Source organism: Nocardia asteroides (assembly GCA_019930625.1).
Lineage (GTDB): Bacteria > Actinomycetota > Actinomycetes > Mycobacteriales > Mycobacteriaceae > Nocardia > Nocardia sputi.
This window is the reverse complement of the sequence record CP082844.1, coordinates 5,062,574-5,081,671: the sequence shown is the minus strand read 5'-3', so window position 1 is coordinate 5,081,671 and position 19,098 is coordinate 5,062,574. Positions and strand designations below refer to the sequence as shown.

Here is a 19,098-nt window from a genome sequence, read left to right as displayed (position 1 = left end):
GTCGAAGAGGAGGTTCTCTTGCGCCGATCGAGCCCTTCGTCGCCGTCGCCGACCCAGAGAGTAGAGGCCCGGCTCGTGCCGCACCCCGGCACGGTAACAGTGGCCCGTATCACATGAATTCAAGTAGATGTGGAGTTTGCTGACGGGTTCCCCGAGCCTATATCCATCTGTTACATTACCGATGCGGAGCCTATACAAAAGCACGTGCGTGCTCCTCGTCCGAACGACAACGTCGTCGCCCCGGACATCCGTCCCGACAATGATGTCGGCAGGTCGACAGCGCCGTCGGCCGCGGAACGGATCAGCCGCCGGCGACCGCTCACGTCGCGCGACCATGGTGGGCGGGCCGCTGACCCGGTTGGACATCGAGCCAGAGGAAAATACCGACATGCCGATCGACCGCTTCAGCGTGTTCGACCTGATCGCCGCGCTCGACATGCGCAATGTCGAAGCCCATCTCACCGACGCTGTCGAGGGCTGCACGGCGTGCGCCACCACTGCCCGCCCGGGTGCAGACTGCCCCGCGGGTCTCGCCGCTCAGATCCGCAACGCGACCTCGTTGGATGCCGCACCGTTCTCGCTGACGCCGATCGAGATCATCGACGAACTTCTCGCGCTGCCCCGGCCGTCCGAGAGCTGAGGTTACGGCGAGGGAGCGTGCGTGAACCGCTCTATCTATCCCGAGACTTTCGCTACCCTCCTGCGTCTGTGACCGGCTGTCCGTGCCGAAGGCTCAGCACTGAGTTCGGACAGGTCCTCGGTGGGCACCATGCGTATGCGTTAGCCGCAGCGTAACTCAGGCCCGGACTTCATCGTGGTCGATGATTCACGCCCAGGTATCGAGACACCACCTGCTTCGAATTCGCCCACAGCGGATCGGCCGATCCCCCGGATAGATCTCGACATCCCCGGCATGCCATCTCCTTCGGCGGCGATGCCGTCGATGTGGTCGTTACGCTATCTAACGATATATTGAGCGCACCGGCCGAGCTGCTCGTGAAGGCCGACCGAAGGAGCCGACAGTGTCCGAAGTCAGTGCCGAGGACTTCGCGCCGATCCTGGCGCAGGTTCGTCAGTTCGTCCGGACGAAGGTGGTGCCCCGCGAGTCGGAGATCCTGGCGACCGATGCGATCCCTGACGACCTCCGGCGCCAGGCCACCGACATGGGCCTGTTCGGCTACGCGATCCCGCAACAGTGGGGCGGTCTCGGCCTCGACCTCACCCAAGACGTCGAGTTGGCCATGGAACTCGGCTACACCAGCCTGGCGCTGCGTTCGATGTTCGGCACCAACAACGGCATCGCGGGTCAGGTGCTGGTGAACTATGGCACCGAGGAACAGAAGGAGCAGTGGCTGGAACGCATCGCTTCGGGGGAAGTGGTCGCCTCCTTCGCCCTCACCGAACCCGGCGCGGGCTCCGATCCGGCGGGTCTGCGCACCAAGGCGACCCGTGACGGTGACGACTGGGTGATCGAGGGCCAGAAGCGGTTCATCACCAACGCCCCGCTGGCCGACCTGTTCGTGACCTTCGCCCGTACCCGCGAGCCGGGGCCGGACGGGCCCGGCATCGCGGTGTTCCTGGTGCCCGCCGGCACCGCGGGCGTCACGGTCGGCCCCAAGGACGCGAAGATGGGCCACGAGGGCTCCTGGACCGCCGATGTCACCTTCTCCGAAGTCCGCGTCCCCGCGGATTCGCTCGTCGGTGGCTCCGAGGATGTCGGTTACCGTGCCGCGATGAGCTCACTGTCCCGCGGGCGCGTGCACATCGCCGCCCTGTCGGTCGGCACCGCGCAGCGAGCGCTCGACGAATCCGTCGCCTACGCCGCCACCGCCACCCAGGGTGGGACGGCCATCGGCGACTTCCAACTGGTACAGGCCATGATCGCCGACCAGCAGACCGGTGTGATGGCCGGCCGGGCCCTGGTCCGCGACGCGGCGGCCAAGTACGTCTCCGGCGAGGACCGCCGAATCGCGCCGTCGGTGGCGAAGCTGTTCTGCACCGAGATGGTCGGCCGGGTCGCCGACAACGCGGTCCAGATCCACGGCGGCACCGGCTACATGCGCGAGGTGCCCGTCGAGCACATCTACCGCGACGTTCGCCTCCTGCGCCTGTACGAAGGCACCAGCGAGATCCAGCGGCTCATCATCGGCGGCGGCCTGGTCCGCGCAGCGAAGAAGCGCTCGTGATGCGGCCGTGCGCTACCCCGAACACCGACAACCGTGAGGAAAACGCATGACCGGCCCACTACTCCAAGCCAAGACCGCTGTGATCACCGGGGCCGCTCAGGGGATCGGGTATGCGATCGCCGAGCGATTCGTCGCCGAGGGCGCCCGCGTCGTCGTCGGTGACATCGACGGTGCCGCGGCGGCGGACGCGGCGCAGCGACTCGGCGGCGCGGCCGTCGCGCGCGGCGTGCGCTGCGATGTCACCGTCGCCGACGAGGTGCGGGCGCTGCTCGACGCCGCTGCCGAGTCCTTCTCCCCCGTCGACGTGATGGTCAACAACGCCGGAATCACCCGCGACGCCACCATGCGCAAGATGACCGAGGACCAGTTCGATCAAGTGATCTCGGTACACCTCAAAGGCACCTGGAACGGCACCCGGCTGGCCGGTGCGATCATGCGGGAGCGTGGCGGCGGCGCGATCGTCAACATGTCGTCGCTCTCGGGCAAGATCGGCTTGGCCGGACAGACCAACTACTCCGCCGCCAAGGCGGGCATCGTCGGCCTGTCCAAGGCCGCGGCCAAGGAACTCGCGCATGTGGGCGTGCGGGTCAACGCGATCCAGCCCGGCCTGATCCGCACCGCGATGACCGAGGCACTGCCACAGCAGGTGTGGGATCGGAAGCTGGCCGAAATCCCGCTCGGGCGCGCGGGTGAGGTGAGCGAGATCGCCACCGTCGCACTGTTTCTGGCCTCGGATCTGTCGTCGTACATGACCGGGACGGTGCTCGAGGTGACCGGCGGGCGGTTCATGTGACCGTCCTCGACGCCACGCGCGGGTGACAACGGCTTACCCAGTCCACCACCGAACTCGGCTCTCGTCGCTGGCCGCCCTTTCGACAACGGCCTCCACGCCGATCCTGGTCAACTCGATGACGTGGTCTGCGTTCGGGGGAACCGGTGGCTCATGACATCCGCCCACCATGCGTTCAGGGAGCTGGACTCGGGCCAGACGATCCGGTCTCGGTCTTCGTCATCGGTGATGGGCACGTTCACGTCGTCGATCACGATGCAAATCCTTTGCGCCGTCCATCCTTTTGGAAGAGGCACCTCGTGTTCGTGCGGCGCAAGCGATTCGCGATAACTTCGAAGCTGCTGGTCGTCGAGCAGTGAGGGTGCCCCGAGGCGTACCGGCACGACCGCGCTGTCGAACCGATACGTGCAGCGGATACCACCGGCGCTCGCAAACAAACCGATCTTTTTGTTGACAGAGGCGGCGACCGGCCGTCAGGCCACGTCGGTGTCCTCCGCATGTTCGGCGGACCCGACAGCGACGGGCTCGTCGCGGACCCAGGCATCGGTCTGGGTGAGCCAGAACAGGTAGGTCAAGGCGGGAAGAACCGTCACAGCGGCGAGGGCGACGACGGCGAGCAGTCCGAGGAGCGTCGCTCGTGCTCCCGCGGCGTCGGCGATGAGCATCTGATCGACCAGGATCCACGGCGTCTGCGCGACCGCCCACCCGATGACGATCGCCGCGACCGCGACCGCCGCGGGCACCCGCGCCCAGCCGAATCGGCGACGGTGGATCAAGGCCAGGGTGAGTACCCCGGCGGCGGCGGAGAGCACGATCAGCGGCAGGGCGCGGCCGAGCAGTTCGGCGCCGAGGGTCGGCGCGTCACGACGGATCGGCGCGATCGCCGCGATCGCGATCGCGCCGGTCACGACGCCGACCAGCAACGTGCGGGAACGCAGGTACTCGGCGAGTGCGTGGTCGCCGGAGCGAGCGGCATCGGCGGTGAGGAAGACACCGGCCAAGAAGGCGGACGTCCCGACGGCCAGAGTGCCACCAAGGATCGAGGTCGGGTTCAGCCACGAGCCCACCACGTCGCCGTACCCCTCGGCGGGCACCCGGCCGGAGGCGATCGCACCGACGGCGGTGCCGAAGAAGAACGGCGTGATGAGCGACGCGCCGGCGAACAAGGCGCCGAACAGGCGCGCTTGACTCAGCGTCGCGGAGTACTTGCGGAACGCGAAGTTGGCTCCGCGCAGCACGATCCCGAGCAGTGCCAGGCTCATCGGGATGAACAGGGTGGTCATGACGGCGGCGAAGACCGTGGGGTAGGCGGTCCAGAGAAACACCAGGATGTAGATCAACCAGACGTGATTGGCTTCCCATACCGGACCGATGCTGTGGTCGATGAGCACCCGCATGCGGCTGCCGCGGCGCGGTCCGCCCGCGGTCAGGTCCCAGAATCCCGAGCCGAAGTCCGCTCCACCGAACAACGCGTACAGCACCACGCCGGTGAACATCGCCGTCGCGACCACGTCGGAGAGATCCATCGGTCACGGCTTTCCGACGCTGCGGGCACGCTGCGCCTGGTCGACCGGGGACGCTCCGGGTCCGTAGGGAGCGGTGATGGTCGTGGTGCCGCTGCGCCAGCGACGCGCCATGGAACGCAAGACGACGATCGCACCCACCGTCATCCCGAGATAGACCAGCACCACGCTGATGTAGCTCCACCACAGACCGGTACTCGCGCTCGCGGCGTCGGCCGTGCGCAGTACCCGCCACACCGTCCACGGCTGACGGCCCACTTCGGTGGCGATCCAGCCGCATTCCAGAGCGAGAACGGCCAGGGGTCCGGTGGCTGTCGCCGCCCGCAGGAACCAGCGATCGTCCAGCAGGTCGCGGCGCCGCCAGCGCAGCAGCCAGAAGACGAACACCAGCAGCGCGAGCAGGGTGCCGATGCCGACCATGGTCTGGAAAGCGAGATGAGTGATGTTGACCGGCGGCCGGTCGTCGACGGGGACCGTGTCCAGCCCCGGGACCGGGGCCGTCAGCGAGTTGCGGGCGATGATCGAACCCAGGCGTGGGATCTCGAGCGCCCCGCGTACCTCGCCGTCGACGAGCACACCGCCCAGTCGCAGCGGAGCCGGACCTTCGGTGGTGGGGGCCAGTTCGAACGCGGCCAGCTTCGCCGGTTGCGTGTCGTGCACCCGCATCCCGAGAACGTGCCCGATGAGCGGTTGTGCGAGTGCGGCGACGGTAGCGAAGACGAAGGGGACGGTGAACCCCAGCCGGTGGTGGGTGTCGCGGCGTCCCCGCAGCAGCCCGGCCGCGTAGACGCCTGCCACGAGGAATCCGACGACCATGAACGCCCCGACCCACATGTGCGCGAATTGGAGGTAGACGCCGTCGTTGAACATCGCTCGCCACGGATCGACGTCGGTCACCGAGCCGTCGACGAGCCGGAAGCCGGTCGGGTTGTTCATCCACGCGTTGACGCTGACCACACAGAACGTGCCGACCACCCCCGCGACACCCATCGGGACGAGCATGGCGAGGTGCCTCCGTGGCGGCATGCGGCCCCACCCGTAGAGGTAGATGCCCAGGAAGATCGCCTCGATGAAGAACGAAAGTCCTTCGAAGGCGAACGGCAAGCCGAGCACGTCGCCGTAGCGGCCCATCAGCCCTGGCCACAGCAGCCCCATTTCGAAACTGAGGACCGTTCCGGAGACCGCCCCTATGGCGAACAGGATCGCCGACACCGTGGCCCACCGTTTGGCCAAGCCCAGTGCCACGGGGTCGTCGTGGACGATGCCGCGGCGGTGTACGACGTAGATCATCGCGGGAAACGCCACCCCGAAGCAGGCCAGCACGATGTGCCAGCCCAGCGAGAACGCCATCTGCTGGCGTGCGGGCAGCAGACCGGGCGGTCCTTGCGCCGACGCTTGGTAGAGCGCGGCGAGCGTGCTCGACACCATGCCAGCCCCTTCCCACGGTCCCGAGAGCCGCATGCCTGTGCATGCACCCGGCCCTTCCGCGGGTATCCCCCTTTTGCACGGCACCAACCAGGCGATCACCAAGAATCGGACACAAGAGTCGCTGCCATGGACGAACCGGCGCGGGGTAGATCGAAGCCCGGGTGTGGCTGTGCCAGCGGCACGTGTGCCAGCAACGCGCGGGACGCGGCAACTAGTCGTCCCCCGGCGCGGGGGCCGACGTCGCGAGACGCTGATCCGGCTCTTGGCCCGTCAGGATTCCGTAGTAGTGCGCCAGGCGTGGCGTCCGACGATGTCCAGGACGAGAGCGGCGATGTTCCAGGCGTCGTCCGCGCCGCAATGGTGACGGCCCTCAAGCGGCATCCCGGCGATGTGTAGCGCGCCCGCCATCCCCTGACGGCGCTTCAGGCCGTATGCCTCGGAAAAGACCTGCTTGGCGTTCGTATGCCGCCGCCCGAAGGGGTATGCGACACCGGTGGCCGCGCACTGCCTTACGAATTGTTTGCGATCGTAGTCACCCCAGCTGGCCCACGGCCGGATTCCGGCTCGATGCTCGGTCGCCAGCAGGCGGCACGCGTCCGCGAATGCCATGCCGGTGTCGACTTCGGCCTGCGTGAGGCCGGTGAGTTCGGTGCAGAACGCGCCGACCGTGGACCGCGCGGGCCGGACCAAGATCCGGTGCTTGGCGATCCGGTCTCGCGCGTCCAGGTCGACAACGGTCAACCCGATCTCGATGATCTCGCTGACCGCGCCCGCGGGGATCCCACCCTCCCAGCACGTCGCCTCGACATCGACCACATTCAGCAGTCCGGAGAAGCCGTTCACTCGCTGAGCGTAGGAACCGAAGCACGCGGCGTTCAATAGGTTTTCGGCGCCGCGCGAAACAGCGCACCCACCCCGGTCGCGCCGTCGCCGGCGGCCTACGGGGCCGGCCGTCACGCTCCCCAGGTCAGGACGGGTTTGATGACCTTTCCCTCGCGCTGTTGAGCGAGCGCGAGATTGATGTCGGTGTGCGGATACGGGGTGACGAGCCGATCGATGGGAAACCGGCCGGAGGCATACAGGTCCAGCAGGTGCGGGATGAAGGTGGCGGGCACCGCGTCGCCTTCTAGACAACCTCGTATCACCTTGCCGCCCAGAACGATATCGCGCAGGTCGATCTCGGGCACCCCGGTGCCCAGGCCGACCGCGACCACGGTGCCGCCGATGGCCGTTGCGGCGGCCGCAGTGGCAAGAACACTCGACGAGCCCGTGGTGTCCAGCGCGTGGGTCGACCCGCCGTCGGTCAGCTTCCGGATCGTGGGCACGATGTCGTCGGCCGCCGGATCCAGGGCCGCGGTGGCGCCGAGTTCCCGCGCCAGCGCTCGCCGCGTCGGTGCGGGCTCGACTACGACCAGCTCGGCGACTTCGCACGCCAGTGCCGCCAGCACGCCGGCCATTCCGACCGCCCCGGCGCCGTAGACCGCTATGCGGGAATCCCGGTCCGGGCGCAGCACGTTGAGCACCGCGCCAGCGCCGGTGAGGAACCCGCAGCCCAGCGGAGCCGCCACCGCCGGTTCGACCGCGGCATCGATGACCACCGTGTTGTCTGCGCTGGTCAACGCGTAAGCGGCGAAGCTGGACTGGCCGAAGAAGCCGTCCCGCACCGGCGTTCCCGCCACGGTGATCCGGCGGGAGCGGTCGGCCCGGCCGCCGAACTGGTTGAGTTCCGCCGCTCGCACGCAGTATGCCGGGCGCCCCGCCCGGCAGTTCCGGCACGTCCGGCAGTGCCGGAAGGTCAACACGACACGGTCTCCGGGGCGCACACCGGTCACTGCCGCGCCGACCGTCTCCACCACTCCGGCGCCCTCGTGCCCGAGCAGGACGGGACGGTCGGCGCGGCCCGCCGCGCGGGTGACGAGGTCGGTGTGGCAGATGCCGGTGGCCTGGACCCGCACCAGGATCTCGTCGTCGCGGGGGTCGTCGATCTCGACGGCTTCCACGGTGAACGGCGCGGCGGGATCGCGGGAGAGCACCGCGGTGCAGGTCACCATCGCTCAGACCCGCTCGAGCAGGAAGTAGAAGTACTCGCCGCCGGCAAGCACCAGTTCGGGCCTGCCGTTCATGATGCCCATCAAGGTGTTCTCCTCGAGCCATTTGAAATGATCGAAGACCGGGCGGCCGTCGTAGACCATGGTGGCGGTCACCTCGCCGCGGAATTCGATGTTCCACAACGTCGCCTCCCCGCCGCCGAGGTCGACATCGGAGAACAGCGATCCGTCCTCGGCGCGGCAGATCAACGGCTTGGCATCGAGCAGGCTGTGAAACGTCTTGCCGTACCAGCGACTCGCCGACAGCGCTTTACGCAGCGGGTGCGCCGTGGGGAACGCCGCGCCCTTCCACTCCCCGAGTATGTCTTCGGCGCGCGCCACCGGTAGATCGGCCCACAGCGCATCGAGCTCCGCGGCCGATACCCCGGCCTCTCGGGTGGCGAGATCTCGCCAACCAGTCCCCATAGAACTCATGTCCATCCTCGTTCCCGGTGCGGTTTCCAGAACCTTTTGGTTCGGAAACTGTATATCCGAACCAAAAGGTTCGGCAAGATAGGATGCCGCCATGCGCGCAGCAGGTCAGGCCACCCGCGAACGAATACTCGTCGCGGCAAAAGCGGAGTTCGCCCGGTACGGCATCGCGGGCGCGCGCATCAATCGGATCGCCGACGCGGCCAAAGCGAGCAAAGACCGGCTCTACGCGTATTTCGCCGGCAAGGAGGAGCTCTACGCCGCCGTGACCGAGGCGTGGGTCACCCAGACCACCGACGAGACCGCCCTCGACGCCGCGGACCTCCCCGGTTATGTGGGCAGGCTCTTCGACCATTACGTCGCGCACCCCGACAACGCCCGCCTGCAAGCCTGGGCCGAGATCGAACAGACCCACATCCCCGCCGCCGAAGACGCCATCCGCCGCATCATCGCCGGAAAGCTCGCCGAGATCCACCGCGGACAAGACCAGGGCTTGATCACCGAGGCGTTCGCGCCGATCACACTGATCGTCATGCTGACCGACCTCGCCCGCACCGCGGCCATGCACGCCATCCGCGCCGACCCCCACCGCATCGCCGAACGCCGCGCCGCCATCGTGCTCGCCGCTCGGCGGCTGGTCAGCCCAGACTTTCCCCGGGCCGAAGACGATCGTTAGTCCGCAGTGCTTGCCGATCCGGCCCACCAGATGGTGGGCTGGTGGAAGCGTCACATCACGCACGCCCCGGCAATGCTCGCAGTGTGGTCGAGAAGGAAGGCGGTCCAGCGCGTAATCGCATGGATGGCCGGCCGGCCGGTAGCCGCCGAGATGACGATGGAGCAGCGCATGGTCGAAATCGAACGCACGCCGCGGCTCACTGCGTTTCCGCGCATCGATGACTACGGGTTCATCTCCGACTGTGAGGTCACCGCCCTCATCGCCCCCAGCGGTGCCATCGAGTGGATGTGCCTGCCCCGCATGGACTCCCCCAGTGTCTTCGCGGCCATCCTCGATCGTTCCGCCGGCTCGTTCCGGTTCGGCCCCGCCGATTTCATGGTGCCCACCGATCGTCGCTACATCCCCGGCACGATGGTCATGGAGACGAGTTGGCGCAGCGGTGACGGGTGGGCGACGGTGCGTGACGTGCTGCTGGTGGGCCCTTGGCGGCACCAGACCCCCGGCCGCAGCGCCCACCGGCGAACCCCCACGGACTACGACGCCGAGCACATCCTGCTGCGGACGGTGCACTGCGAGACGGGGCAGATCCAGTTCGGGCTCGATTGCCAACCGGCCTTCGACTACGGCCGGTATCGCGCTCGGTGGGATTATCTGGGCAGTTACCACCTCGCCCAAGCCAGTGCCGACGGAACCGATCTGCAACTGACGTTGAGCACCGACATGCGCTTGGGACTGGAAGGAACGCACGCGGTAGCCCGCACCCTTCTGAAGACTGGCGACACCCGCTTCTGTGCGCTCTCCTGGGGCAGTCGCGACGCCCCCCGCGACGTCGAGGAGGCTGATGAACGGCTGCTGCGGACGGTCCATCACTGGCGGCATTGGCTGGCCGGCGGCCGATTCCCGGACCATCCGTGGACCGCGGAACTCACCCGCAGCGCACTGACACTCAAGGCATTGACCTTCGCCCCCACCGGGGCCGTCGCTGCCGCCGCCACCACGTCGCTGCCGGAAACCCCCGGCGGAAAACGCAATTGGGACTATCGCTACTCGTGGATCCGCGATTCCGCCTTCGCGTTGTGGGGCCTGTACACACTCGGCTTCAGCTGGGAGGCGAACGACTTCTTCTCCTACATCCTCGACTTGACCGAAGAAGCCAGCGACATGCAGATCGTCTACGGCATCGGCGGGGAAACCGATCTCACCGAACAGACCCTCACCCACCTACGCGGCTACGACAACGCGGGACCGGTACGCATCGGCAACGACGCCTACCGGCAACGGCAGCACGATGTGTGGGGCGCCGCACTGGACGCGGTCTACCTCTATGCCCGCCACCAAGATCAGATCGATGCGCGGGCCTGGCCGCTGCTGGGCCGGGCGGTCAAAAGCGCCCTCACCTACTGGCGCGAGCCCGACCATGGCATCTGGGAGGTTCGCGGGCAGCCCCAGCACTTCACCTCCAGCAAAGTCATGTGCTGGGTCGCCGCCGATCGCGGCGCCCGGCTGGCCCGCATCCACCAAGACTTCGAACGCGCGCATCGTTGGCAACAAGCCGCCGACGAGATCCACGCCGACATCTGCGCGCACGCGCTCGACTCTCGGCGGGTGTTCACCCAGTACTACGGCAGCACTGCCTTGGACGCTTCGACCCTGCTCATCCCGCTGGTTCGTTTCCTGCCGCCCGACGACGACCGGGTACGCAACACCGTGCTGGCGATCGCCGACGAGCTGACCGAAGACGGCCTCGTCTTGCGTTACCGCGTCGGTGAGACCGATGACGGGTGCGCCGGAGAGGAAGGCGCTTTCACGATCTGCTCGTTCTGGTTGGTCTCGGCGCTGTCGGAGATCGGCGAGAAGACGCGAGCCAAACAGTTGTGCGAGAAACTGCTCGGCTACGCCAGCCCTCTGGGCCTCTACGCCGAGGAGATAGACCCACGAACCGGCCGCCACTGGGGCAACTATCCGCAGGCGTTCACCCACCTCGCCCTGATCAACGCCGTCATGCACGTCATCCAGGACGAGCAGGCGATACTGCGTCAGGCACTCGGCGGTGAATCGATCGCCCCCCGCCTGGACGACGCACCACTCACCCGGGGATATATCCACCGCTGACCCGACTTCTCCGACACCCGGCCGCGGCGCACGTTCCCGCAGCGGGCTGGAGCGGTCGACGGCCGATGCGGTCTGGAATTGGACGCGCTTCGGGTGCCGCAACAGGGAGCCGGTCAGTACTATAACGACCGACTGTTACCTGTACTAAGGATTCCATTGAAGGGCTCGACGATAGCGATGCTCGGCATCGCTGCGACCGCTACATTCGGCATGACCCCGGCCCCCGCGACCGCTGACCAAATGGCGGACAAATCTCGCGTTGTCGGCACGGAGGACGGCTGGGAGTTACGCGTCAGTAAAACCGCGGAAGACGTGCAACGCGTACCCAATCTGGCCGCGACACCGTTCACCCGGGAAGGATTCGTCACGCTCTCGGCGGCGGCGGACATCAGCGGCGAGGGCCGGGAGCCGGTGAACTCCGGGACACTGCAGCTGGGATACCAGATCGGCTGCCAGGTCGACGTGTCCAACGGCTTGACGGTGGGAATTTCCGCGGCGATCGGCCCGAACGCCATGGTGACCGTCGCCCCGACGCCCGGCCTCTCGGTCGGCGGCAGCGCGCTGGCACTGCCGAACATGTCGACGACCATCAAGCCCGGCACCATCAACAGCATCACGCTGGGCACGAAAGCGCTCGCCGGAGCGCACGGTTCGATCTCCGTCGATCAGATACAGATCAAGATCGATGCGTGTGCGGGCGCGGTCAGTCTTCGCTCGTTCGCGATCGTGTCGATTTCGACGGCTACAGCCGACAATTCGGTCGCTGTCTACGGTGATCCGATATGGCTGTGATCCAGACGCGAGGTCGGCGCCGTTGGATCGCACCGACCGGCGTATCGGTGTGGCTCATGATCGCCGCCGCGACCGCCTCCGCCGAACCAATCGTTCCGACCGGTCCGGCGCAGACCTGCGGTGAAACACCCAGCACAGCGACCGCTCCAGGATGCGGTCCCGACAAGCCCGCACCAGGCACGCGAGGCGGTCCTCCCGCACCGCCGGCAACGCTGCCATTGCAGATGCTGGCGCCCCCGCCCGCACGCTCGGCGCCGAGTAGCAACCCGCCCGCCGGTGCACTGGTACCGCCGGCCCCGGGGCCCGGCAGCGGCCGACCGATCGTGCCCGCCCGCTAGCCGTCGAGTCGAGCTGGATCGAAAGGGTGTCGAACGGCGTCGCCGGGCGACGTGGTCACGGAATTCCTACGCGGTAGCGCGGCGAGCATTCGAGTGAGCCTCGGAAACGAGGGCGGTTCACCTGCCCGAAAGCTCGGCGCGCGAGACACCCGCGCCCGGCGACCGATCACCCTTGCGCGCCGCCAGCACGATGAGCACCCCCGGGATGATTCCGACGAAGAACGGGGAGGGCACGAGAAGGACGCCACACAGCGAACACCATGCCGCGAGACCCCAGCCGATCCCGGCGGGCACCGTGACCCCGCGCCCGGCGAGGTGCCAGGTCAGCAGTCCCAAGAGAATCAACGGCACGGCGAAGCTGCCCGGACCGGCCCAGAAGGTGACCCTTGTCCGGCAGGGAATCCGCCGGCTGCCCGGCGTCTTCGTCGGCGAGCGTGAGCGGGACGGCTGCCCATATGCCTCGATCGACCCAGCCGGTGATTTCCTGCCAGGAGGCGAGCGCCGCCAGGATCAGGTGCCCCGTCCCCAGCGTCAGCATGATCCCGCTCGCCCAGCGAAGTGATCGCTTTCCGAAGTTCATCGTGACCTTCCATGTTCGTCCTTCACCCGGAATCCTCGCGAACCCGCCAGGCTGGTTCCCATTGCCGGAGAACTGATTTATACGGTGCCGTACATTTGATCTGTACGGTAACGTATAAAAGCAGCGCGATCAATGGAGGTCCCGACATTCCCGCCGTGCCCCGCACCACACGCGCCCGCTGGATCGAGGCGGGCCTCGAAGCGCTTGCCCGAGGAGGGCCCGACGCCGTCCGCGTCGAGACGCTCGCCGCCGAAATCGGCGTGACGAAGGGCGGGTTCTACGGGCACTTCGATGGCCGTCCCGCGTTGCTCTCGGAAATGCTCGACGAGTGGGAACGCCGCTGCACGACAGAGGTCATCGCGCGAGCCGACGCCGAAGGCAGTGATCCCGCCGACCGGATCCGCCGGGCAGGACAGCTGACCTTCGCAGAGGACCTGCACCGGATCGATCTCGCGGTGCGAGCCTGGGCCCGCCACGACGAGTCCGTCGCGACGCGGCTGCGCCGGATCGACAACGAGCGGATGGAGTTCCTCCGCAAGATGTTCCAGACCTTCATCACCGACCCGGACGAGATCGAGGCACGCAGTACGCTGACATTCGCCCTTGCGATCGGCCGCCATTTCATCGTCGCCGACCACCCTGGGTACACCAAACGCGAAGCCATTCAGCTTGCCGGTGAACACCTTTTGCGGCCGCCGCGGTGAACGCCACAGCACGCTGGTCGACCCGACGTAGAGATCGGATGCTGATGCGTGAGCAAAAGGGAACTACCGCGAAGGCGAGTGGTGCGGGCAAGGCGAGCAAACCTCCCGGTCCGATCATCGCGACCGTTGTCGTTGTCGCGCTGGTCGTACTGATCTGCCTCCAGCACGGCTGGTGGCCTTCTCGATTCGGGAGTATGCGGTGGGCCGACCCGCTCCTGTTCGGCGCGGCAGCGCTCGTGGGACTCGCGGTGGCGGGCACAGCTTGGGCGATCCGCACGCTCTACCTCGTGGCACGAGACCGTCGTCGCTCGTGGTGGATTCTTCCGGCTCCGGCTGCCGTGCTGGTCGCGTCGGCGATCGGGCTGCTCGTGCCACCGACCTCGTTCGACGAGGCGCGACCGGCGTTCGAAGCACTGGCGCAAGAGCTGCTGGCCGGCCCCGAAAGGCACCGCCGCGAGCTGGAGATCGGTCGATTCGATATCTCCTACGCCATGGCGGACGCCAACGGTGCTGTCTACTTCATCGAGGCCACCGGGTTCGGTCTCACCACCAGCTCCGGCTGGGTCTATTCGCCGAACGGCGAACCTGCCGGGTTCGACGACTTCTCGGCGAAGCCCCTAGGCGGGCCTTGGTATGAGTTCGCCGCGGTCTGGCGAACTTAGAGCCATGGCCGCAAGCCCAGGCAGGACCTCCCGGGCGGGTATTTCTCCTGACTCGAGCGCAGATCGACGCGTTCGTCCAGGACAACGGCTCCGACCGGCTTCATTCTCGGGGCGCACTCGGTGCCCTGTGACTGGACGAATTCGTCGATGAGGCGGTGCCGCTGTGGCGGTACCGCGGCGTGCTGCCGACCGAATTACCACCTGCGAAAACTCGGTCTGGCCGAATGCACTGTCGACGACGACGGCGTCTGCGCACGCTCGAGGTCCCGTGTCGCTCCGGTGTTCCGGCCGAACCGGCGGCCACGGAGCGATTCGGCCGGGACTTGCCGGCGGGCATCGCCTCGACGCGGAGCGAGTCGCGAAACCGTGGTCACGTGAGGTCATGTCGCTCGCCGAGATCCCGCACCGCTTCGATGGCCTCCTCGAGCGAGCTGACGTGCGCCACCTCGGGTGGCAACGCGATCGCGGACCAGCCGGGTCCGGCAACCAGTACCCGCGCGCTGGCCCGCTGCCCGGCACGGATCGTTTCCGGCGTGGCGGTCGCAGGCATCTGGGACCACAGCACGAGCACGCACGACCGGTCGTGGTGCGACAAGGCGGCCCGCAGAGCGGGATCGGGCACCGCCGCGCCCAGCAGCAACGCGACGATGCCCCGCTCCGCCAGCGCGGCTCGCAGCACTTCGAGCGGCAGCACGTGGTCCTCCCCCGCGGGGCACGCCAGGACGATCGGTGGTTGGGAGCGTGGGCGCCGGACCGGCGGGAACATGCGGTGCAGTCCCGCGATCGTCGCCCACGACAGCAGATGTTCCACTTCGATCAGGCCCCGCCCGGCGCTTTGCCCGGTGACGATCGCCTCGAACGCCGGACGGCACAGCCGGTTCCACGTCGCGACGACGCCGTCACGCGCGAGACAGGTGATGAGCACGCTGAGGGCGACATCGGGTTCGAACTCTTCGGCGGCCGCGAGTAGGGCGCTGCGATCCTCCGTTGCCGGATCGGCTTCGGCCAGTGCTCGTCGTGCGGCCGAGGCGGGGGTGACGCCCGTTCGAACGAGTTCGATCATGCGCCGCACCGTCGCGATCTCGGATTCCGAGTAGCGGCGATGGACGCCGGGCTGCCATGTCGGCGGGCCGATCCCGTAACGCCGGTTCCAACTGCGCAGCGTCGCGACCGGAACCCCGAGCCTGGCCGCCACGGCGCCCACCGTGAATTCCGCGGATCGGCGCTCAACCATCGCGGGACCGCATCTGCTCGAGATGGTCGCGATCGCGGCCGCGGGACTGCGCGACCGATGGTGGCCGAGGAAGGGGACGTCCACAGCGGAGCATCCTGCGCGGGTTCGGTATCGGCATGTCGTCTGCTCCTCGTCGCGAGCCGGGTGTTTCTTCACCGACCGTCGTCAGCGGGCGAAGTCGGCGAACCGCCTCGGCGAGTGGATGCGGTGTCGTGCGGAGCGTCGAATGCTACCCAAGTGATGCGTCGATTTTGCATCATTAGAGGAGTAGTGTGAAGCGCTAGAAGCCCAAAGACCCCAATGGGAGGACGTCATGGATCGACTCACTCGCACGCGACCACTCGGGCTGGTGGCCGGCGTCGGGGCGGCGTCGCTGGGCATACTGCTCGCCGCGCCCACCGCGACTTCCGCTCCGCCTGCGGAATGCCCGGCGCCGGGCCCGGCGACGGCGCGGTCTTCCGGCGGCGGCGCCTCATGCTCGGCAACCAGTGACGCCGGTGGCGCCGCCGCCGCTTACGGCATCGACGGAACCGCTGCCGCCGACGCCGCACCGGCCAGTTTGTCCCTCGCGATCGCGCAGAACGGTGGCACCGCGACCTCGAACTCGACCTATTTGTCCGGCCCGGCCGCGGTCGCCCTCGGCCCCGGCGCGAGCGTCACCTCATCCGGCGTGCGACCCGGGTTGTCGATCGGCATCGCAGGCCCGGGAGCCACGGTCGCGGTCACCGGCGTCTCGACGCCCACGTGTAGCGGCGGGTGGGCCTTCGCGGGCGACTTCCAAACGTTGCAGGGCTGTGTTTCGAATCGTTAATGCATCGTTATGGACACCATCTCTGGTAGTGAGCTGCGCGCCGCAGGCGCAGGAAAGGGATCGATGATGAGCATCGCGTCGTCCGAATCACCACTGGCCGACTCGGTCGGTGAGATTCCGGCGCTCGATGGCGCGGACTCGTTTCCGGTATGGCGGGAGGCGGTGCGGCGGGCGGTGCTCGACGAGATCGGTGATTTCCTCCTGCGGGCATGCCCGGCCGCGCTGCGTCGCCTCGGTGCGCAAGACATCCTGGTCCAGTACGCGATGGGCGGGAAGTGCCTGCGGTCGACCTTCATGTATCTGGGCTGGCTGTGCGGCGCAGCGGATGACCGGGCGGCCTTGCGGGCAGCGGCCGGTCTGGAGCTGCTTCACGCGTTCGCCCTTCTCCAGGACGATGTCATGGACCAGTCCGAGACGCGCCGAGGCGCTCCGTCCGCGCATGTCCGGTTCGCCGCACTGCACCGCGGCGCCGGTGCGCCCGGTTCCGCCACCAGGTACGGCGAGTCGGCCGCGACACTGCTCGGGGACATGTGCCTGGTGTGGGCCGAGCAGATGCTCCGGGAAAGTGGGCTCCCCGCGGCCGCGCTCGGACCGGTGTGGCCGTACTACGACACCATGCGGCTGGAACTGGCGACAGGGCAGTTCGAGGATCTGCTCAATGACGCCCGCGCCGAACCACAACTGACCTCGGTACTGGCGATCGCCCGAACCAAGTCCGGCAATTACACGGTGCGACGGCCCTTGGAGATGGGGGCCGCGATGGCAGGCTGTGATGCGTCCGTGCTCAACGCGCTGGGCCGGTACGGCACCGCGCTCGGTGAGGCATTCCAGTTGCGTGACGACCTTCTCGGCATCTTCGGAGCGCAGGCCGTGACCGGCAAGCCCGCCGACAGCGACCTCGGGGAGCGCACCGCGACCACCGTCGTGGTCCTCGCCCGGGAGATGGCGACCTCGTCGGCCCGGACCGAACTGGCGGAACTGCTGAATCGTCCTCGGCTCGACGCGGCGGACATCGACCGCGCCCGAGAGCTGATCGCCGAATCCGGCGCGCCCGCACGTGCCGAGACGATGATCGCCGAACTGGTGGCTGGAGCGCTGAGCGCACTGGATACCGCCACGTTCACCGCGCCGATGCGCGCCGCCCTCGGCCAGATGGCCACCGCCTGCACCGAACGCGTCGCCTGACAGGAGGCCCACCGATGCGCACCGTCAACGGCGCTACCGACCGGATCGTGATCGTGGGAGCAGGCCTTGCGGGGTTGTCGGCGGCCCTGCACCTGGCGGGCCGATCCCGAGAAGTCATCGTTCTGGAACGCGAATCGGTGCCTGGCGGGCGAGCCGGATACGCGGACCTCGGAGGGTATCGGCTCGACATCGGCCCCACGGTCCTGACCATGCCGGAGCTCGTCGACAGCGTCTTCGCCGCCGCCGGAGCTCGCGCCGCGGATCACTTGACGCTGGCGCCCGTCGAGCCGGCGTACCGGTCGCATTTCGCCGATGGCCGGACGTTGGAGGTGCACACCGACGCCGAACGGATGTACGAGGAAATCCGCCGGTTCGCCGGAGCCGGCGAAGCGGACGGCTATCGCCGTCTGCGGCGGTGGCTGACGCGCCTGTATCGAGCGGAGATGGACCCCTTCATCGCTTCCAATTTCGACTCACCGCTGTCGATGGTCTCCCCCGCCCTGGCTCGGTTGGTCGCGTTGGGCGGTTTCAGGCGATGGGATCGCGCCGTAGCACGACACATCCGCGACCCGGACCTGCGGCGTATCTTCACGTTCCAATCGCTCTACGCGGGCGTCGCGCCCAGCCGGGCGCTGGCCGCCTACGCGGTGATCGCCTACATGGACACCATCGGCGGTGTGTTCTTTCCGCGCGGCGGCATGCGCTCCGTTGCGATCGCGCTCGCCGACGCGGCGACCGCTGCCGGTGTCCGATTCCGCTACGACACCGCCGTGACCGCGCTGGAGAGCACCGGCTCGCGGATCACCGGCGTGTTCACCGGCGACGGTGACCGAATCGCCTGCGACGCTGTCGTGCTGACGACGGAACTGCACGAGGCGTACCAGCTGATCGCGCGCACACCGCGACGTCCGGTTCCGCTGAGTTCCGCCCCGTCGGCGGTGATCGCCCATCTCGCGTGTGCGCCCGCGGCCGGGATCGCGCACCACAGCCTGTTGTTCGGGACCGCCTGGGAGGAGTCATTCCACGAAATCACCGTCCGCGGGCAGGTGATGCGCGATCCCTCGCTGTTGGTCACACGTCCCACCGCTACCGATCCCTCGCTGGCGCCACCGGAGCGGGATCTGCTCTATGTCCTCGCGCCGGTGCCGAATCTCGAACGGGGCCACATCGATTGGGAGCAGGACGGGCCGGATTACATCGAGCGGATCGTGCAGATCGCGCAGGAACGCCTCGGTACGCGACTCGGCGATGTCGAGATCCTGCGCGTGGACACGCCGGCCGACTGGTCGCGCCGCGGCATGCGCGCCGGAAGCCCTTTCGCACTTGCCCACACATTCACTCAAACCGGTCCGTTCCGGCCCGCCAACATGATCCGCGGCGTCGACAACGTCGTGCTGGCCGGTGGCTCGACAGTGCCAGGGGTGGGAATACCCCCGGTGCTCATCTCCGGTCGGCTTGCCGCGGATCGCATCACCGGCCTACCGCCCGCCCGGCCTCTCCGCGTCGAACCGGTGGGAACAGGGCTCACCAACAGCCGAACTGATCGTTGACGTGATCG

General features: G+C 67.9%; 19 protein-coding genes. 11 read left to right on the top strand and 8 right to left on the bottom strand.

Annotation, left to right across the window (positions count from 1 at the left end; translation table 11 throughout):
• The first annotated feature begins 388 nt into the window (after positions 1–388).
• From K8O92_23385 to fabG, 3 genes are all read left to right on the top strand, one after another.
• A complete protein-coding gene (locus tag K8O92_23385) occupies positions 389–640 on the top strand; it encodes a hypothetical protein (GenBank protein ID UAK30809.1) in 252 nt (83 codons plus the stop codon).
• A 382-nt stretch (positions 641–1,022) separates the two neighbouring features.
• Complete coding sequence (locus tag K8O92_23380; protein ID UAK30808.1) at positions 1,023–2,186, top strand: acyl-CoA dehydrogenase family protein; 1,164 nt, start codon at positions 1,023–1,025, stop codon at positions 2,184–2,186.
• Between the two features lie 46 nt (positions 2,187–2,232).
• Positions 2,233–2,979, top strand: coding sequence for a 3-oxoacyl-ACP reductase FabG (gene fabG / locus K8O92_23375; protein UAK30807.1), 747 nt, complete (start codon positions 2,233–2,235; stop codon positions 2,977–2,979).
• A 107-nt stretch (positions 2,980–3,086) separates the two neighbouring features.
• On the opposite strand, the gene K8O92_23370 is transcribed toward fabG, so the two are convergent.
• The 6 genes from K8O92_23370 to K8O92_23345 form a co-directional block, all read right to left on the bottom strand.
• Entirely contained in the window at positions 3,087–3,230 is a 144-nt protein-coding gene (locus tag K8O92_23370) for a hypothetical protein (GenBank protein ID UAK30806.1), read from the bottom strand.
• A gap of 219 nt (positions 3,231–3,449) precedes the next feature.
• Positions 3,450–4,502, bottom strand: a complete 1,053-nt coding sequence (locus K8O92_23365) for a cytochrome d ubiquinol oxidase subunit II (GenBank protein UAK30805.1) — start codon at positions 4,500–4,502, stop codon at positions 3,450–3,452.
• A 3-nt stretch (positions 4,503–4,505) separates the two neighbouring features.
• A complete protein-coding gene (locus tag K8O92_23360; GenBank protein ID UAK35900.1) occupies positions 4,506–5,849 on the bottom strand; it encodes a cytochrome ubiquinol oxidase subunit I in 1,344 nt (447 codons plus the stop codon).
• A 348-nt stretch (positions 5,850–6,197) separates the two neighbouring features.
• Positions 6,198–6,770 (bottom strand): exonuclease domain-containing protein, encoded by a 573-nt coding sequence (locus K8O92_23355; GenBank protein UAK30804.1) that lies wholly within the window; start codon positions 6,768–6,770, stop codon positions 6,198–6,200.
• A 110-nt stretch (positions 6,771–6,880) separates the two neighbouring features.
• A complete protein-coding gene (locus K8O92_23350) occupies positions 6,881–7,975 on the bottom strand; it encodes an NAD(P)-dependent alcohol dehydrogenase (GenBank protein UAK35899.1) in 1,095 nt (364 codons plus the stop codon).
• A 6-nt stretch (positions 7,976–7,981) separates the two neighbouring features.
• The gene (locus tag K8O92_23345) at positions 7,982–8,455 is read right to left on the bottom strand and encodes a DUF4334 domain-containing protein (protein UAK30803.1); all 474 of its coding nucleotides are present in this window, start codon (positions 8,453–8,455) and stop codon (positions 7,982–7,984) included.
• Positions 8,456–8,540: 85 nt separating this feature from the next.
• On the opposite strand from K8O92_23345, the gene K8O92_23340 reads away from it, so the two are divergent.
• The 3 genes from K8O92_23340 to K8O92_23330 all read left to right on the top strand — a co-directional run bounded on the left by K8O92_23340 (position 8,541) and on the right by K8O92_23330 (position 12,026).
• Positions 8,541–9,122, top strand: coding sequence for a TetR family transcriptional regulator (locus K8O92_23340; GenBank protein UAK30802.1), 582 nt, complete (start codon positions 8,541–8,543; stop codon positions 9,120–9,122).
• Between the two features lie 72 nt (positions 9,123–9,194).
• The gene (locus K8O92_23335) at positions 9,195–11,234 is read left to right on the top strand and encodes a glycoside hydrolase family 15 protein (protein UAK35898.1); all 2,040 of its coding nucleotides are present in this window, start codon (positions 9,195–9,197) and stop codon (positions 11,232–11,234) included.
• A 210-nt stretch (positions 11,235–11,444) separates the two neighbouring features.
• Positions 11,445–12,026, top strand: coding sequence for an MspA family porin (locus K8O92_23330; protein ID UAK35897.1), 582 nt, complete (start codon positions 11,445–11,447; stop codon positions 12,024–12,026).
• 455 nt (positions 12,027–12,481) lie between these two features.
• On the opposite strand, the gene K8O92_23325 is transcribed toward K8O92_23330, so the two are convergent.
• A complete protein-coding gene (locus K8O92_23325) occupies positions 12,482–12,715 on the bottom strand; it encodes a hypothetical protein (protein UAK30801.1) in 234 nt (77 codons plus the stop codon).
• A gap of 240 nt (positions 12,716–12,955) precedes the next feature.
• On the opposite strand from K8O92_23325, the gene K8O92_23320 reads away from it, so the two are divergent.
• Positions 12,956–13,648 (top strand): TetR/AcrR family transcriptional regulator, encoded by a 693-nt coding sequence (locus K8O92_23320; GenBank protein UAK30800.1) that lies wholly within the window; start codon positions 12,956–12,958, stop codon positions 13,646–13,648.
• Between the two features lie 44 nt (positions 13,649–13,692).
• On the top strand, positions 13,693–14,310 hold the full coding sequence (locus K8O92_23315) for a DUF1109 domain-containing protein (GenBank protein ID UAK30799.1): 618 nt from the start codon (positions 13,693–13,695) through the stop codon (positions 14,308–14,310).
• 370 nt (positions 14,311–14,680) lie between these two features.
• Here the strand turns inward: K8O92_23315 and K8O92_23310 are convergent, their stop codons facing one another.
• Positions 14,681–15,544, bottom strand: coding sequence for a MerR family transcriptional regulator (locus K8O92_23310; GenBank protein UAK30798.1), 864 nt, complete (start codon positions 15,542–15,544; stop codon positions 14,681–14,683).
• A gap of 313 nt (positions 15,545–15,857) precedes the next feature.
• Here K8O92_23310 and K8O92_23305 point away from each other — a divergent pair, with 313 nt between their 5' ends.
• From K8O92_23305 to crtI, 3 genes are all read left to right on the top strand, one after another.
• Entirely contained in the window at positions 15,858–16,355 is a 498-nt protein-coding gene (locus tag K8O92_23305) for a protein kinase (protein UAK30797.1), read from the top strand.
• Positions 16,356–16,421: 66 nt separating this feature from the next.
• Positions 16,422–17,540: a polyprenyl synthetase family protein gene (locus K8O92_23300; GenBank protein UAK35896.1), complete on the top strand. Its 1,119-nt coding sequence runs from the start codon at positions 16,422–16,424 to the stop codon at positions 17,538–17,540.
• A gap of 14 nt (positions 17,541–17,554) precedes the next feature.
• Complete coding sequence (gene crtI, locus K8O92_23295) at positions 17,555–19,090, top strand: phytoene desaturase (protein ID UAK30796.1); 1,536 nt, start codon at positions 17,555–17,557, stop codon at positions 19,088–19,090.
• The last annotated feature ends 8 nt before the right edge of the window (positions 19,091–19,098 follow it).

Bases quoted from the DNA above. Each gene is read 5' to 3' on its own strand.
- K8O92_23385 (UAK30809.1), top strand. From the start codon at position 389: ATGCCGATCGACCGCTTCAGCGTGTTCGACCTGATCGCCGCGCTCGAC.
- fabG (UAK30807.1), top strand. From the start codon at position 2,233: ATGACCGGCCCACTACTCCAAGCCAAGACCGCTGTGATCACCGGGGCC.
- K8O92_23365 (UAK30805.1), bottom strand. From the start codon at position 4,502: ATGGATCTCTCCGACGTGGTCGCGACGGCGATGTTCACCGGCGTGGTG.
- K8O92_23360 (UAK35900.1), bottom strand. From the start codon at position 5,849: ATGGCGTTCTCGCTGGGCTGGCACATCGTGCTGGCCTGCTTCGGGGTG.
- K8O92_23345 (UAK30803.1), bottom strand. From the start codon at position 8,455: ATGGACATGAGTTCTATGGGGACTGGTTGGCGAGATCTCGCCACCCGA.
- K8O92_23340 (UAK30802.1), top strand. From the start codon at position 8,541: ATGCGCGCAGCAGGTCAGGCCACCCGCGAACGAATACTCGTCGCGGCA.
- K8O92_23335 (UAK35898.1), top strand. From the start codon at position 9,195: ATGCTCGCAGTGTGGTCGAGAAGGAAGGCGGTCCAGCGCGTAATCGCA.
- K8O92_23330 (UAK35897.1), top strand. From the start codon at position 11,445: ATGACCCCGGCCCCCGCGACCGCTGACCAAATGGCGGACAAATCTCGC.
- K8O92_23320 (UAK30800.1), top strand. From the start codon at position 12,956: ATGTTCGTCCTTCACCCGGAATCCTCGCGAACCCGCCAGGCTGGTTCC.
- K8O92_23315 (UAK30799.1), top strand. From the start codon at position 13,693: ATGCGTGAGCAAAAGGGAACTACCGCGAAGGCGAGTGGTGCGGGCAAG.
- K8O92_23310 (UAK30798.1), bottom strand. From the start codon at position 15,544: ATGGTTGAGCGCCGATCCGCGGAATTCACGGTGGGCGCCGTGGCGGCC.
- K8O92_23305 (UAK30797.1), top strand. From the start codon at position 15,858: ATGGATCGACTCACTCGCACGCGACCACTCGGGCTGGTGGCCGGCGTC.
- K8O92_23300 (UAK35896.1), top strand. From the start codon at position 16,422: ATGAGCATCGCGTCGTCCGAATCACCACTGGCCGACTCGGTCGGTGAG.
- crtI (UAK30796.1), top strand. From the start codon at position 17,555: ATGCGCACCGTCAACGGCGCTACCGACCGGATCGTGATCGTGGGAGCA.